Here is a 14562-nt window from a genome sequence, read left to right on the forward strand (position 1 = left end):
TGCTATTTTCAAGCTAAATTCAATGTAATTTTACTTTGACCAGCGCCATTTGTTTTAACATTTATCTGTCGACCAATTTTTTCTTTTAGAGCTGGTACGTGACTAATTATCCCAATGAGTCGTCCCTCTGTTTCCAACGTACTCAAAGCTTCTAAAGCCATTTCTAGTGCCTCTTCATCTAAAGAGCCAAAACCTTCATCAATGAATAGTGCATCAAGAGCAATACCGCCTGTCCGATTTTGAATTACATCTGCTAATGACAAGGCTAATGCTAACGCTGCGATAAAACTTTCCCCACCAGATAATGTTTGTACTCGTCTCGCTTGTCCTGCGTTGTCATCATAAATATCAATATCCAAGCCTTTTTGCCCACGACCGCCATCTGACTTTTCTGCTAAACTAAATTGATAACGCCCGTTAGTCAACTGCTGTAGACGGACGTTAGCTAATGTCAAAATTTCGGCTAAATAGGCTTGTAAAACATAGCGTTCCAAACTAGTTTTATACATATTTTTACCACTCAGTACTTGACTTAACTGTTCTATTTCAGCTAACTCTGATAATGCTTTTTCATGGAAACTTACGAGCGTATTCAATTTTTCTAACAATTCCTGGTTATCCTTTTGTTGCTCTTTTAAAAGCAAAAGACGATTTTGACTCTCACTTAGTTGCACTTGAACTTTTTTATAAACGGTTGCAAGTTCCGCCAGTTGCGGCATTTCTTTTCCTTTTAACTTTGCTTGCAATTTTTGTTTTTGCTCTGTTAAAACGAATACCTTGTTTTCGTATGTTTGAATTTCTGCCGTTAGTTCATCTAATCTCTTTTCATCGACAACTAGTTTCATTACTTGTTCTTTAGAAAATTCTCGAGGTGCACGTGTGAGATTAACTTCCAATTGTTGTGTTAAGCGCATTACTTCTTCTATTGCTTCATTATGATAACCACTTATTTCTTTAATTTGAGCACTATAACTTTTGGCTGTAGCTTTCAGTGTTTCACCAGCAATCCGATCTTCTTGCAATTGATGGTTTAATGCTGCAATCAAATCTGTATAAGTTTTAATTTTCTGCCGTAAAACAGCAGCGTTACTTTTACCCACTTGGGTCTGCAAGCTTTCGACTTCCCCTTTAAATCTTTCTAAGCCGTTAATTTGCTCGTGATAGCGCTCTGTCCAGTGAGTTAGTTTATTATTTTGCTCGTCTAGTTTTTGTTTTAACTCAGTCTGTTCTTCCCTAGCTTTTTGAATTTCCTCACCTAAACGCTCTTGTTGCTCATAAAAGGATGCAATTACTGGAAATATATCTTCTTTTTCTTCAATTGTTTGCCAAGTGGAAAAATCGAGCTTAATTTTTTCTTTTAAAGCTGCCATTTCTACGTTTATTTCGCTGAGACTCTTTTCTATTTTTTGCTGTTCTTCTGTCAGCTGTTCTTGTTTGGCAACAGTACGCGTAAGCTCCTTTGTCAAATTTGTTTTTTCTTCTTCAGCAGCGTTTAAAGCGGCTTCACTTTCTTTGACTGTAGCTAAGTCCATATTCTGATGCATAATATTCGGGTGTTCTGTTGCTCCACAAACTGGACAAGCTTCGCCAGCAACCAAATCTAAACTTAATCTGGCAATCATTGCTTTGGCATAGTTACTTTTTTGGAGGAGATAATTTTCTTTTGCCTCTGCTACTTCTGTTTCTAGTTTACTTTTTATTGCTTGTATTTTAATAAATTCTTTCCTTGTTAGGCGCAATTGCTCTAATATAGAAGTTTGTGTTTTGTCTAGTTTTTCATAATCACTGACACTTTGTAAGATTTTTGCTAGTGCAGTCATCGTGGTTTGCCATTGATCGCTCTTTTTAGTTAACTGCTCTTTTTGAAAAATAGACAACTGCAAAGCAGCAATATCCTGATTAATGCTTACTAGTTTTTCTTGTGTCTTATCACTTGTCTTCTTTTGAGCCAAAAGCTTTTCTGTTTGTTCCTCCAACAGCTCCGCTTGGGGTAACTTCACTTCTAAACTATGGAGTTTTTTCTTTGTTTCTTCTAAATTTGTCGTTGCCGTTTGTATAATTTCTCTTTGCTCTTGCCAACTTTCAAGCATCTGAGCATTTTTTCCTGCCTCTTTTTTTGCAATAGCAAGCTTATCTGCTTGAAGATCAACTTTGGCTGTTGCCAACTTGATAGAATTCACCAATGGCATTTGTTCTTGTAGCCATAAGAGCCACTTTTTTTCAGTTTCTTTTTTACTTATAGCTATTTTTTTGGCATCTAGCTCAATTTCTTGCAATAAGAGTTTATCTAATTCGTCAAAGCTGCGTTTTACCTCTTCTGCTTGATAATATTGTTTTTCGGCTTTATTTTTCGCTACGACTAATTCAGAAACAATTTCTGTTTGACGAGTGATTGTTGCTGTTAAAGCTGTTAAATCTTGTTCCCAAGCAGACTTCGCTTCCGTCAAGCTTGGAAATACTGCGGCTTCTTTAAACCACTTAAAATTATCAATTAAAGCATCCGCTTGATTTTGCTTTGCTTGAATGTTTTCGCTTTTACTCCTTGCCTGCTCTTTTAACCAAATTTGCAGATTCTGATAAATTTCTGTATCAAATAAACGCCGTAAAACTTGTTCCTTATCGGTACTAGAAGCAATTAGAAAATTACGGAATTCTCCTTGTGGTAGCATAATAATTTTAAAAAATTGCTCGGCAGTTAAATGTAGCAGTTGATACAATTCTTGGTCGACATTCTTGGTATACTGTCTTTTTTCATTTCCAGCCTCATCATAGACAGTTAAAATCGTTTTACCAGCTCTTTTTGTCGTACCATTGCCTCGCTTTTTGGCAACTTCTTGTTCAGGACGCCGAATTACTTCGTAAAGAAGTCCGCCGTGACTAAACGAAAAAGTGACTTCTGTTTCTTCTGTATCTTTTGCAAAAAGTGAACGCATTTCTTTACCACTACGAAGTTTACCAGAAGTTTGCCCAAATAAAGCAAAAGTCATCCCGTCAAAAATCGTTGTTTTACCTGCGCCAGTTTTCCCACTGACTAAAAACAGTCCTTGATCTAAAAAAACACCAAATTCTACTGTTTCATCCAGATAGGGTCCAAAATTTTTCATGCGCAAAGTACGTGGTTGCATGGCTGCTGTCTCCTCCTTGTTAAATCCCCTTCATTGCTGCTATCTAAAAAATTAATCTTCATTTTCGGTTAATTTTTCTACTGCCTGAAATCCCCTTTTTAACCATTTTTCCTGCCGATCAGTCAACTTTTCATGCGTCATCTCAGCAAAAAAATCTGTAACAATTTCAGCTGGCGTTTCTGCTCTTTCTTGCAGCTTTGTCAATTGGTTTTCCCTTTCAAGTTGATTTAAACGCTCAATACCTAAAAGGCGAGGATAGATGGCACGTAGTTGGTTCATCAAATTGGGAATAACACTACGATCGGTTAACTGGATGTGTAAAAAATCTTCTCGTACAATCTTTTGATAAAAAGCTGGCGCTAATAAATCCTCATAACTGGCTGTTAACGTGTGCACATCATGTAACGGTTGTAAAGGATAAAAAGCACGCGAAAAGTCACTCGTATCTATAATATAAACGCCTTTTGTTTGTTTTTCTTCTGAAATGGCGTATTTTAACGGAGCCCCACTATATTGGACTGTCGGATGATTCAAAGCTTGATGATTATGCAAATGTCCCAAAGCAACATAATCAAAAGCCGCTAACAAATCGGTCGGTACGCTGTCTAAACCGCCCACGGTAATCTTTGTTTCAGACTCGCTTGTACTACTACCCGCTGCAAAAAAATGTCCCACTAAAACGTGCTTTTTATCCGGTTTAAAATGGCTTTGCATTTCTGCGATTACTTTTTTCATAGCGACATCTAACGTCTTAATACTGTCATCTTCAAAATATAACCGTGCACTAAAAGGTTCAAAATACGGTAAGAGAAAAAACTGTGTATCTGCTAATTCCACCGGTTGAAACGCTTCTGACAATTCTGTGTGTAAATAAAAATTGGTCTGCTTAAACCACGGTGTACCAAAATTTAAACGCTCACAGCTATCATGATTACCCGAAATTGCTAATAATGGTAATTTATTTTTTAGGTTAAAAGCAACAATTTTTTTATTGAATAGATTAACGGCATCCACTGCTGGCACTGCACGATCGTATAAGTCGCCGGCAATTACAACTGCATCGACTTTTTCTGACAAAGCTAACAATAAAATTTGATCAATAGCTGCATTTTGCTCCGTTAAGAGATCAAAACCATTTAATTTTTTTCCGATGTGCCAATCTGCAGTGTGTAAAAAACGCAAGAGATTCTCCAACCTTTCTAAAAAGCATCTTCAGACCATTATAACACTTTCCTCCCTTTTTCAAAAAGTCGTGTCTACGCCAGATAAAAATAGATAGATCAGCGATTATCAGCTTTTGCTTTCTTTAGCAAATCATTAAAATTTTGCTCTATAACAAAAATGCCAGCGTAACATACGCTGGCAAAAAATTTACTTAATAATATATTTAAAATTTGGATCAATTGCGTGATCCAGCTGATCAAAAGCTGTTTGAATACGTTTTTCTACTACGGCCATGCCTTCTTTATCAATTTTTTTCACATCGCTAATATCAATAGGCTCACCAAATCGCATCGTAACTTTTTTTCGTTTTAATAAATCTTTAAAGGTCAGTGGCCCTTGATAAACACACGGAACAATTTTAACTTTAGCCATTTTAGCAATTAAAGCCATTCCACCCTTTAACTCCGTTGCGTGTCGGGTGCCGCTGGGAAACATAATTAAACTCAAATCTGAATTTTTTAATAGCTTCACTGGTGTTTTAATCGCTGAGGGACCAGGTTTCTTGCGGTCAACTGGAAAAGCATTAGCATGAAGGAGAATAAAACGCAAAATAGGATTTTTGAATAATTCTTCCTTGGCCATAAAGCTGAACTTTTTCGGTCTAGCGCCTACTGCCATGTACAAAGGGTCCCACCAAGTCCGATGAGGTGCAACTAAAATATAATTTTCATTCTGGGGTAACGCAGCCTTATTTTGAAATTCAGAATTACCGTTTAGTACAAATAATAAAAAGCGGACAATTCCCCGCATCATGGTAAAAAACATCTGATCTCCCTCTCTATTCATCTTGGTATCTGCAAGTGAAATCTTAATGGATCTGTACCGTAACATACAATTATTTCACACTTATACTACTATTTCAAATGCAACACGGTCTAAGTATGCAAAAAAAAAATTCTTTTGACAAGCTTTTTTTCTCAATAGTTGCACCACTTTGCCAGTCGGGTATAATACGAGTAGAGATTTCCAATTAAGAAAAATGCAGGTGTAAATGGTGTTAAATAAAAATGAACGTATTGACGCATTATATGCAGAAGGAATTAAGATTATTCAAAGTAAAGATGTCTTTTCCTTTTCTATTGATGCTGTCTTACTTGCCAACTTTCCCAATATCCCAAAACGAGGGAAAATCGTTGATTTGTGTGCCGGAAATGGCGCCGTCGGACTTTTTGTCAGTCATAAAACAAATGCCCAAATTGATCAAATCGAAATTCAACCGCGTTTAGCTGATATGGCACAGCGCAGTATTGCTTTAAATCATTTGGAAGAACAGTTGAAAGTTTATGAACTGAATTTAAAAGATAGCCTATCTGTCATCAAAAAAGATTCGGTGGAACTGGTCTTATGTAATCCACCTTATTTTAAAAATCTTCCTACTAATGAAAAAAATCCGAATCCTCATTTAGCTATTGCCCGCCACGAAATTCATGCGACACTAGAAGATGTCATTGACGTCTCTAGCCAAATGCTAAAAATGAATGGACGTTTAGCTTTAGTTCATCGACCAGATCGTTTTTTAGAAATTTTAGAATTAATGCAGGATTATCGTATTGCACCAAAACGCGTTCAATTTGTCTATCCAAAAGAAAATAAAGATGCCAATATTGTTTTGGTGGAAGGAATTAAGGATGGTAAAAAAGATGGATTTAAAATTTTACCACCCCTAACTGTCTATTCAAACACAAATGAATATACACCAGCTATTAAGGCGATGCTTTATGGCCAGTAAGCATTATTTTTACGTCCTCTTATGCCATGATAATACTTTTTATGCTGGCTATACGACAGATTTATCCCGCCGGTTAAAAGAGCACAACGACGGCGTAGGAGCCAAATATACTCGGTTAAAAAAAAGACGCCCGCTACAAATGGTCCACGCAGAAGTTTTTCCTGATCGCAGTAGTGCAACTAAAGCTGAAGCTGCCTTTAAAAAATTAAGTCGTCTTCAAAAAGAAACTTATTTAAAAGCGCATAAAGAACAAAACCAACTTGAATTAAATCGTCTATAAGAGGATTCTCTTATTGCTAGAGGATCCTTTTATAGTACCATTAAAACAAAAAAAGGAAGATGAATAGGTTGCTGTTGGTTATGACTATGATTGCAACATTATCTATTCAAAAGAACCTTGTACCATCACGGTGATGGTACAAGGTTCTGGCTATGAGCTTATCTCTTTATTTCAAGAGATGTCTACCAAATCATGAAATAAAAACTACCCAAAAGGACCACTAGCAAAGACAAAATGATGCCTTTTACCACTACTCCTCCTTTGGGTAGTTTATTGTCCAAAACTCCCTACTAAAACACCAAGAAAGCTTAAAAATAAGCCTCCACCATAAGAAACTGCAAAATAACGATAAAAAAGTTTGGGCTTTGCCTGCCACAAAGTTAACAACTCAAAATTAAAAGTAGAAAACGTTGTATATCCGCCCATCATGCCCGTTCCTAAAAATAAATAAAGGGAATCGTTTAAATGAAGACCAGAAAATATCCCTAAGATAAAAGCACCTGTCAAATTAATAATTTGCGTTGCCCACGGATAAGGATGTGGTCTTTTTTCAAAAAAACGATTGATAGCAAAACGTGCCATTGCTCCTAGCGCAGCACCAAAACCAACTAGCAGCATCCTCATGCCAAGTCCTCCTTATGTGGCTTTGGTCGCCATACTTTTTCTCCCAGATAGGCCATTAAAATCCCTCCGAAAACAGATAAAACTAAATACAAAAACGCCAATAAAATATTTGTTTCAAAAAGTTTTATCGTATCTAAAGCAAAGGAAGAAAATGTTGTAAAAGCACCAAAAAAACCAGTCCCAACGCCTAGAATTAACCGTCCATTAAGATTTTGATCGGCCATAATATGCTTTACTAGCCAACTAAATAAAAAACAACCCAATAAATTGGCGACTAGAGTTCCTAAAGGAAACCCACTGACTGCGGGTAAACTTAAACCCAATAAATAGCGCGCATTGCCTCCAAAAAAAGCAAAGAAAGCAACAATTAAGTAATCCACTCAAATGCCCCCTTTTCAAAAAAGTTTTCCTACTTAAAAAAGTAGCACAAAAAAACCAAGAGTAACAGTTGCAACCCTTGGCTTTTAAGCTTATTTATTTAGCACGTTTAAGGTAAGTACCTTCTGCTGTATTAATTTCTAAACTTTCACCAGCTTCAATAAAATCTGGCACGTTAACAACTAGTCCTGTTTCCATCGTAGCGGGTTTACCAGATCCTGTTACAGTGGCACCTTTAATTGAAGGTTGTGTTTCTGCAACAACTAAAACAACAGTCGTTGGTAATTGTACTCCAATTACCTCTGAGCCGAAGAATTGGATTTTAACTTCCATATTTTCTAATAAATATTTCATTTCTTCTTCGATGGTTTCAACTGGAATTTCATATTGTTCATAAGTTTCTAAATCCATGAAAAATGCGGTATCATCCATCGTATATAAATATTGGACAGGTTTTGTGTCGATGTGAGCTTTTTCAAATTTTTCATCAGGTCGTAAAGTTGTATCATACGTCGCACCTGTTCTAACATCACGAAGTTTCATTCGCATTACTGTATTACCTTTACCCGGTTTATGATGACTCGCATCTAAAACTTTAATCAATTTTCCGTCTTGGACAAATGTCATCCCTGCCCGTAAATCACTTGCTGCAATCATTGTATAAATCCTTCTTTCTTGTTATAAAATTCTTTTTCATTGTAGCAAACAAGAAGCGTTTATGCTAGTTTTAGTCAAAATTCTCTTTTATTGACTTTTATTTTCGAATGTAGTTGGGATCATATTCATCCGTTTCAATATAAATGTAGACTTTTTTATCAGGTAAATTTCGTCGAATTTCTTCTTCAATCATATTTACCACAGTATAGCTATGAGCTTCTTCTTCATCAATAATATCAATTTTAGCTGCAATCATAATTTCTGTTGGCCCCAAGTGAACAGTCTTAATATCAATCAGACGTTTTACTTCCGAACGAGAAAATGCTGCTTTAATTTTTTTCAAATCATTAGCAGTAACACTTTCACCGATAATCAAACTATAAAATTCACGGGCTAAAAAGACAGCGGCAAACATTAACAACAGCCCAATTAACAACCCACTCAACGCATCAAATAACGCATTGCCTGTTAACATGGTCAAAATAGTTCCGCCTAACGCTAACAATAAACCAATAACTGCACAAAAATCTTCAGTAAAGATAATTAAAATTTCACTATGGCGACTTTCTCTCAAAAAGTGAAACAATGGCAACTTCTCTTCATTTAATTCTTTAATTTCTTTAAATGCTATTCTTAGTGAACTGCCCTCTACGATCATCCCAAAAATTAAAATACCAATGACAAGCCATTGATTGCCAACTTCATGGGCAGGATGAAAAATTTTTTCCATCGCTTCCATTACACCCAAAGCTCCGCCACCAAAGAAAAGCATCATCGCAACAATAGTACTAAAAAAATATTTTGCACGTCCTTCACCAAATTGATGCAATTGGCTAACTGGACGCGCGGCTCTCTTATCACCAATTAAAAGTAATGCCTGATTGCTACAATCCACAACACTATGAATACTCTCGTTTAACATTGCGGCACTACCACTTAATAAATAGCCGACAAATTTGCTGATTGCTACTAAAATATTGGCAATTAAAGCCGCAATCACAGCCATCATTCCCTGACCTTGTTCTTTTTCCATTCTTCTCGCCTCTTTCAATTAAATGAAATCTCTCCTTTATTATAAAGAAACTAGCAATTTAGCAAAAATATTAGTGCTTTTAAAACAAAATATTCTACAAAAATCAGCTTTTTTCCTACAATAGCCATAGGAAGTGACATTATGGAGACATTTACTAGCAGTTTTTTACTGCCCTCGTACGCTCAATTAGACCAAAATCAACAAAAGATAATAACAAAAATTGTAGATTTCAGTATCAAAAATAGTAGGCAATCTCAAACAACTGTCTTCGTTTTAAGTGGTGAAGCAGGTGTGGGAAAAAGCATTGTTTTAGCGAGCGCTTTTGAGAAAATACAAAAATTAAGTAGACAAGACGGTACAGCATTTTCTACTTTTGATAATAAATTACTCGTAAACCACAACGAAATGTTAAAAATTTATCAAGAGTTTGCGACAAAATCTCGTTATTTATACAAAAAAGATTTCACGAAACCAACACCTTTTATTAACCTGTATCAAAAAAAGAATAAGAAAGCTGATATTGTCATGATTGACGAGGCCCACTTACTTTTAACTAAATCTGATCCTTTTAATAAATTCCAACAGCAAAATCAATTGATAGAGATTTTGAAGTTAGCAAGAGTCGTAATTTTAGTTTTCGACTTCGCTCAGATAATAAAATTAAAAAGTTATTGGCAACAAGATTGGCTAAAAACACTACTACAAGATTATCCTACGCAGTACTGTCATTTAAACCAACAGTATCGACTACAAAATCCTCAAATCAACACTTGGATTAATGCATTTCTTCAAGGTCAATTAAAACCAAAGCCGGCAACCAAAAACTTTGAACTTGAATTTTTCGCTGATGGTATCCCTCTTTACGAAAAAATCAAAGCAAAAAATCAGGAGTTTGGCCTATCGCGCCTGCTAGCAACAACTGATTTTCCTTTCACTGTTTTCGATGATAAGATGTGGTTTGTTAGCGCGGGAAAATTAAAGCTACCGTGGGATAAAATAAATTTTACCGATCGCCCTTGGGCGGAGCGACCCGAAACGATTAATGAAGTTGGATCAATTTATACTATCCAAGGATTTGACTTAAATTATGCCGGCGTTATTTTAGGACCCAGTGTAAAATACAATGAAGAAAAGCAAGAAGTTTATATTGATAGTAGCCTTTACGAAGATCATGAAGCGTTCAAAAAAAGAAACGATTTACCCCCATCTTCATTAGCAAAAGCAAAAAACGAGATTGTCATGAACTCTATCAATATTTTATTAAAACGAGGAAAATATGGTTTATATATTTATGCCACTGATCCAGTATTAAGGCAACATTTACTTGCTCTAAACTAAAAATTAATAGTAGTTTTATTCTATTGTTGCTGGTTATAAAAAAAATAAGAAGTAAGGATAATTATCCTTACTTCTTATTTTTCTAATTTATTTTGCAATTCCTAATAAGGTCAAAATAATAATAAATAATGTTGGAATCATTTGATTAATAGAATTGAAAATCCAGTGGACAATCAGTGAACCCCAAATATTGCGATACACCAAATAGATTAACCCGAAGAAAAAGCCTACTGCCATATACGGAATCGTTGCATAAAGATTACCATTAAAATTAGCATAATGAATCAAACCAAATAAAACAGCTTGAACAAAAAGCATCATGATTCGAATTAAAGTATTAGGTGATTTCCCTACCAATAAATAGCGAAATACTAACTCTTCAGAAAATGGGGCAATAAACGAAGGCAGCGCGGCTAAAAATAAGGCTACTAACTGTAAGTTCCCTTGAAAATCATTTTGGGATACCGTCTCTCCAGAAGTATCCGCTGGAATTTTCATTAAATTGGCTGGCAAAGCGTCTCTAACAAATTGAATCAATAAATGACTAGCAACTACGAGAACAATAGCCAATAATAAATTTCGCCATAAATGCTGCCGGTATTCTTTCCATTGTGTTTTTAAATCTGATTTATACAAGGTTATTAACGTGAGAAATGCCAACACATTAATCACAATTACACCAATTAAAAAATAAAACGGATTTTCTTTAAAAAAAGGAATTCGTGTCAGATTATTACCAATTAACAACTCCAAAGGCAAAATAATCAAACCCAACCAATCTCTTCTTTCCCACTTTGCTTTCATTTATTTCACTCTTTTCCTAATGATTTTAGTAAATTCAGTGTAACAAAAGCATTTCAATTAGCCAAAAAAGAAATCTGAATTAAAATCTTTCCTCGTAATTATCACGTTTTATTCCAATACAAATAGAAAAGCATCGTAGGGAGCTAATGAAATTTTTTTGTCTAATGCTTGTTGGGAGGCTTCATTATTTGCAAGGCATAACCGCCAATTTCTTTGCCATATTTTTTTAGGCAAGGTCAGTGTTCGTTTTTTTTCACTGATATTAGTAAGGATTAAAAATTGCTTTTCTCCTTTTCTAAGGTAGGCAAAAATATCAGGATCATTTTGAGCGATTAATTCAAAAGCACCCGTTGCAAAAGTTTTCTCCTGTTTGCGAATTCGAATCAATTTTCGGTAAAAATTCCAGACAGAGTCAGTATCTTCAGTTTCTGCAATGACATTTATTTTCTTATAATTGGGATTAACTTCAAGCCAAGGTCTTCCTGTAGTAAAACCAGCATGTTCACTATCATCCCATTGCATTGGAGTCCGGGCATGATCGCGGCTCCACGCTGTTGCGAGCTTTAATGCTTCTTTCTTGCTTTTTTTCTCCGCCAAAAGACGCCGATAAAAAGAAAGAGTATCTTTGGCGTCCACTTCAGCAATTGTTTGAAAAGGATAATTTGTCATTCCTAATTCTTGCCCTTGATAAATAAATGGTGTTCCTCTTAACAAAAGATACATCATTGCTACCGCTTTAGCTGATTTTTTTGTTTCATTTCCTAAAATACTATTGAAACGCGGATTATCGTGATTTTCAATATAAAGCGCATTCCAGCCTTTTTCACCTAAATCTTTTTGCCAGCGAGCGATTACTTTTTTGAAACCTAATAAATCAATACGTTCCTCCCCAGGGATTCCTTTTCGAACATTATGTTCCAACTCAAAAATCATATCCAAATAACCATCTGAATCTGTCCAATTTACCGCTTTTTTACTCGAAACACCACTGGCTTCTCCGACTGTCATCACCTTGTATTCCTTAAAAATTTGTTGCAAGTCTTTCATATAGCTATCAATTCCTGCTACATTCATAAATGGTGCCCAAGGATTATCTTTAATTTTAAAATTCCAAGGTTCCTTTTGAATATGGCTAATAGCATCCAGTCGAAATCCATCAATTCCCAAGTCTAACCACCAACGAATCATTTGATAAATTTCATTACGTACAGCCTCATTTTTCCAGTTTAAATCTGGCTGTTCTGGTGCAAAAACATGAAAATAGGCTTGACCACTGGCTTCGTCTAGTGACCAAGTTGAACCCCCAAAAAAGCTTTGCCAATTATTGGGCAAATTTTGCTCCGTTGCATCTTGCCAATGGTAGTAATTGCGATACGGGTTATCTTTACCTTTTCTTGCTTGTACAAACCATGGATGTTGATCACTTGTATGATTCACTACCAAATCCAAAATAACTTTTAGATTTTCTTTATGACAAGTGGCCAAAAGCTCTTGAAATTCCGCCATGTTGCCATATTCTGCTGCAATATCTTTGTAATCAGAAATATCATACCCGTTATCTACATTGGGAGATTTATATATGGGATTCAACCAAATGAAATCAATTCCTAATTTTTTTAAATACGGGATTTTTGTAATAATGCCTTTAATATCTCCAATTCCATCACCATTGCTATCGTAAAAACTGCGTGGATAAATTTGGTAACCTACTGCATTTTGCCACCAATTGTTCATGACTTCACCACTTCTACAACAAAAGCATCCCACGGCATAAGAGAGACTTCTTTTAACTGTGCTGGCTCAGGGCCGTTTGTAATAATCATTTCCTTAATGGTCCCATTATAGTGAAATATGTTCACTTCACTCGTAAAGTTTGCAACTACTAACCAAGTTTTCCCTTCATAATGACGTTCATACGCAAAAACTTCAGGAGCTGTTTTTAACAAGTGAAAATCTCCCCACACTACTAAAGGATTATCTTTTCGTAACTGAATAAGTTTTTGGTAGGTATAAAAAAGTGAATCTTTGTTCATTAGCGCTTTAGCAACATTTATTTCCGGATAATTTTCATTTACAAATAGCCATGGTTTCCCCTTGGTAAAACCAGCATTTTCACTATCCTCCCATTGCATCGGCGTTCGTGCATTATCCCGGCCTTTGACATTAATTGCCTGAATGATTTCAGCGGGCTCATAGCCTATATTCAGGCGTTCTTGATACATATTAATACTTTCAATGTCATCAACTTCCTCAATTGTAGAAACCGCTCGATTCGTCATGCCAATTTCTTCACCTTGATAAATATAAGGAGTTCCTTTTAATAAATGCAATAAAATGGCCAAAAGTTTACCGCTTTTGACGCGATAATTTTTTTCATCTCCCCAACGAGAAATAATCCGCGGCAGATCATGATTGTTCCAAAACAACGAATTCCATCCTTCATTGCCTAACTCTGTCTGCCATTTAGCAAATACTTTCTTTAGCTGTTCAACTTCTAGCGGGCGTAAATCCCATTTACTTTTTTGCGGTTGTTCATCTAGACTAACGTGCTCAAATTGAAAAACCATGCTTAGTTCTTTCCGATTAGGATTAGAGTACAGTTTTGCAATTTCTGGTGTTGCACCCCATGTCTCACCGACTGTTAACAAATCATGTTGGCCAAATGTAGCTTGATTCATTTCTTTTAAATAATCATGTAGTTTCGGACCATTACCGGTAATCAATTCTTCTGGTACTTTTCCAATCAAGTCAATAACATCCATGCGAAAACCGCCAATTCCTTTTTCAATCCAAAAATTCATCATGTCGTAGACAGATTGCCGCACTTTTTCATTGCTCCAATTCAAATCTGGTTGTTTTTTGGAGAATAAATGAAGGTAGTACTGACCACTACTTTCATCAAATTCCCAAGCACTCCCAGAAAATGTTGATTCCAATCCATTAGGTGCACTACCATCTGCTTTTGGGTCTGACCAAATATAATAGTCACGATAAGCATTTTTTTTACTTTTTTTCGCTTCTACAAACCAATGATGCTCATCAGATGTATGATTCACTACTAAATCCATCACAATTTTGATTGACCGTTTTTTCGCTTCGGCAATTAAATGCTCCATCTCTTCCATCGTGCCAAATTCTGACATAATTGCTTCATAATCGGAAATATCATAACCATTATCATCATTGGGAGAAGCATAAACAGGCGATAACCAAATCGCTCCAATTCCCAGCGTCTTCAAATAATCTAACTTTTCAATAATACCGCCAATATCACCAATTCCATCGCCATTACTATCTTTAAAACTGCGCGGATAGATTTGATAAACAACTACTTCTTGCCACCAGTGCTTTTCCATTTTTTTCACTCTTT

General features: G+C 35.7%; 13 protein-coding genes. 3 read left to right on the forward strand and 10 right to left on the reverse strand.

Going from position 1 to position 14562, the window contains the following annotated elements; all coding sequences use genetic code 11:
* Positions 1 to 8: 8 nt before the first annotated feature.
* The 3 genes from EsVE80_RS09955 to EsVE80_RS09965 all read right to left on the reverse strand — a co-directional run bounded on the left by EsVE80_RS09955 (position 9) and on the right by EsVE80_RS09965 (position 5114).
* Entirely contained in the window at positions 9 to 3125 is a 3117-nt protein-coding gene (locus EsVE80_RS09955; RefSeq protein WP_173103572.1) for an AAA family ATPase, read from the reverse strand.
* A gap of 51 nt (positions 3126 to 3176) precedes the next feature.
* Complete coding sequence (locus tag EsVE80_RS09960; protein ID WP_173103573.1) at positions 3177 to 4307, reverse strand: exonuclease SbcCD subunit D; 1131 nt, start codon at positions 4305 to 4307, stop codon at positions 3177 to 3179.
* A gap of 189 nt (positions 4308 to 4496) precedes the next feature.
* Positions 4497 to 5114 (reverse strand): lysophospholipid acyltransferase family protein, encoded by a 618-nt coding sequence (locus EsVE80_RS09965; protein ID WP_173103574.1) that lies wholly within the window; start codon positions 5112 to 5114, stop codon positions 4497 to 4499.
* A 229-nt stretch (positions 5115 to 5343) separates the two neighbouring features.
* Between EsVE80_RS09965 and EsVE80_RS09970 the strand changes: the two genes are divergently transcribed.
* Together EsVE80_RS09970 and EsVE80_RS09975 are read left to right on the forward strand one after the other, a co-directional pair.
* Positions 5344 to 6078, forward strand: coding sequence for a tRNA1(Val) (adenine(37)-N6)-methyltransferase (locus EsVE80_RS09970; RefSeq protein ID WP_173104188.1), 735 nt, complete (start codon positions 5344 to 5346; stop codon positions 6076 to 6078).
* Positions 6068 to 6358, forward strand: a complete 291-nt coding sequence (locus EsVE80_RS09975) for a GIY-YIG nuclease family protein (RefSeq protein ID WP_173103575.1) — start codon at positions 6068 to 6070, stop codon at positions 6356 to 6358. Before EsVE80_RS09970 ends, EsVE80_RS09975 begins: the two co-directional genes overlap by 11 nt.
* 270 nt (positions 6359 to 6628) lie before the next feature.
* Here the strand turns inward: EsVE80_RS09975 and crcB are convergent, their stop codons facing one another.
* The 4 genes from crcB to EsVE80_RS09995 all read right to left on the reverse strand — a co-directional run bounded on the left by crcB (position 6629) and on the right by EsVE80_RS09995 (position 9050).
* Complete coding sequence (gene crcB, locus EsVE80_RS09980) at positions 6629 to 6982, reverse strand: fluoride efflux transporter CrcB (protein ID WP_173103576.1); 354 nt, start codon at positions 6980 to 6982, stop codon at positions 6629 to 6631.
* On the reverse strand, positions 6979 to 7362 hold the full coding sequence (locus EsVE80_RS09985) for a fluoride efflux transporter FluC (RefSeq protein WP_173103577.1): 384 nt from the start codon (positions 7360 to 7362) through the stop codon (positions 6979 to 6981). Before EsVE80_RS09985 ends, crcB begins: the two co-directional genes overlap by 4 nt.
* Before the next feature lie 94 nt (positions 7363 to 7456).
* On the reverse strand, positions 7457 to 8017 hold the full coding sequence (gene efp / locus EsVE80_RS09990) for an elongation factor P (RefSeq protein WP_173103578.1): 561 nt from the start codon (positions 8015 to 8017) through the stop codon (positions 7457 to 7459).
* A 97-nt stretch (positions 8018 to 8114) separates the two neighbouring features.
* On the reverse strand, positions 8115 to 9050 hold the full coding sequence (locus tag EsVE80_RS09995; RefSeq protein ID WP_173103579.1) for a cation diffusion facilitator family transporter: 936 nt from the start codon (positions 9048 to 9050) through the stop codon (positions 8115 to 8117).
* 138 nt (positions 9051 to 9188) lie between these two features.
* Here EsVE80_RS09995 and EsVE80_RS10000 point away from each other — a divergent pair, with 138 nt between their 5' ends.
* Positions 9189 to 10388 carry a DUF2075 domain-containing protein gene (locus EsVE80_RS10000; RefSeq protein WP_408639879.1) on the forward strand — a complete coding sequence of 400 codons (1200 nt, stop codon included), beginning with the start codon at positions 9189 to 9191 and terminating at the stop codon, positions 10386 to 10388.
* Positions 10389 to 10475: 87 nt separating this feature from the next.
* On the opposite strand, the gene EsVE80_RS10005 is transcribed toward EsVE80_RS10000, so the two are convergent.
* The 3 genes from EsVE80_RS10005 to EsVE80_RS10015 all read right to left on the reverse strand — a co-directional run bounded on the left by EsVE80_RS10005 (position 10476) and on the right by EsVE80_RS10015 (position 14548).
* Entirely contained in the window at positions 10476 to 11192 is a 717-nt protein-coding gene (locus tag EsVE80_RS10005) for a CPBP family intramembrane glutamic endopeptidase (RefSeq protein ID WP_173103581.1), read from the reverse strand.
* A gap of 108 nt (positions 11193 to 11300) precedes the next feature.
* Positions 11301 to 12926 carry a glycoside hydrolase family 13 protein gene (locus EsVE80_RS10010; RefSeq protein ID WP_173103582.1) on the reverse strand — a complete coding sequence of 542 codons (1626 nt, stop codon included), beginning with the start codon at positions 12924 to 12926 and terminating at the stop codon, positions 11301 to 11303.
* Entirely contained in the window at positions 12923 to 14548 is a 1626-nt protein-coding gene (locus EsVE80_RS10015; RefSeq protein WP_173103583.1) for a glycoside hydrolase family 13 protein, read from the reverse strand. Before EsVE80_RS10015 ends, EsVE80_RS10010 begins: the two co-directional genes overlap by 4 nt.
* Between the last annotated feature and the right edge of the window lie 14 nt (positions 14549 to 14562).

Source organism: Enterococcus saigonensis (assembly GCF_011397115.1).
In the GTDB taxonomy this organism is placed as follows: Bacteria; Bacillota; Bacilli; order Lactobacillales; family Enterococcaceae; genus Enterococcus_C; species Enterococcus_C saigonensis.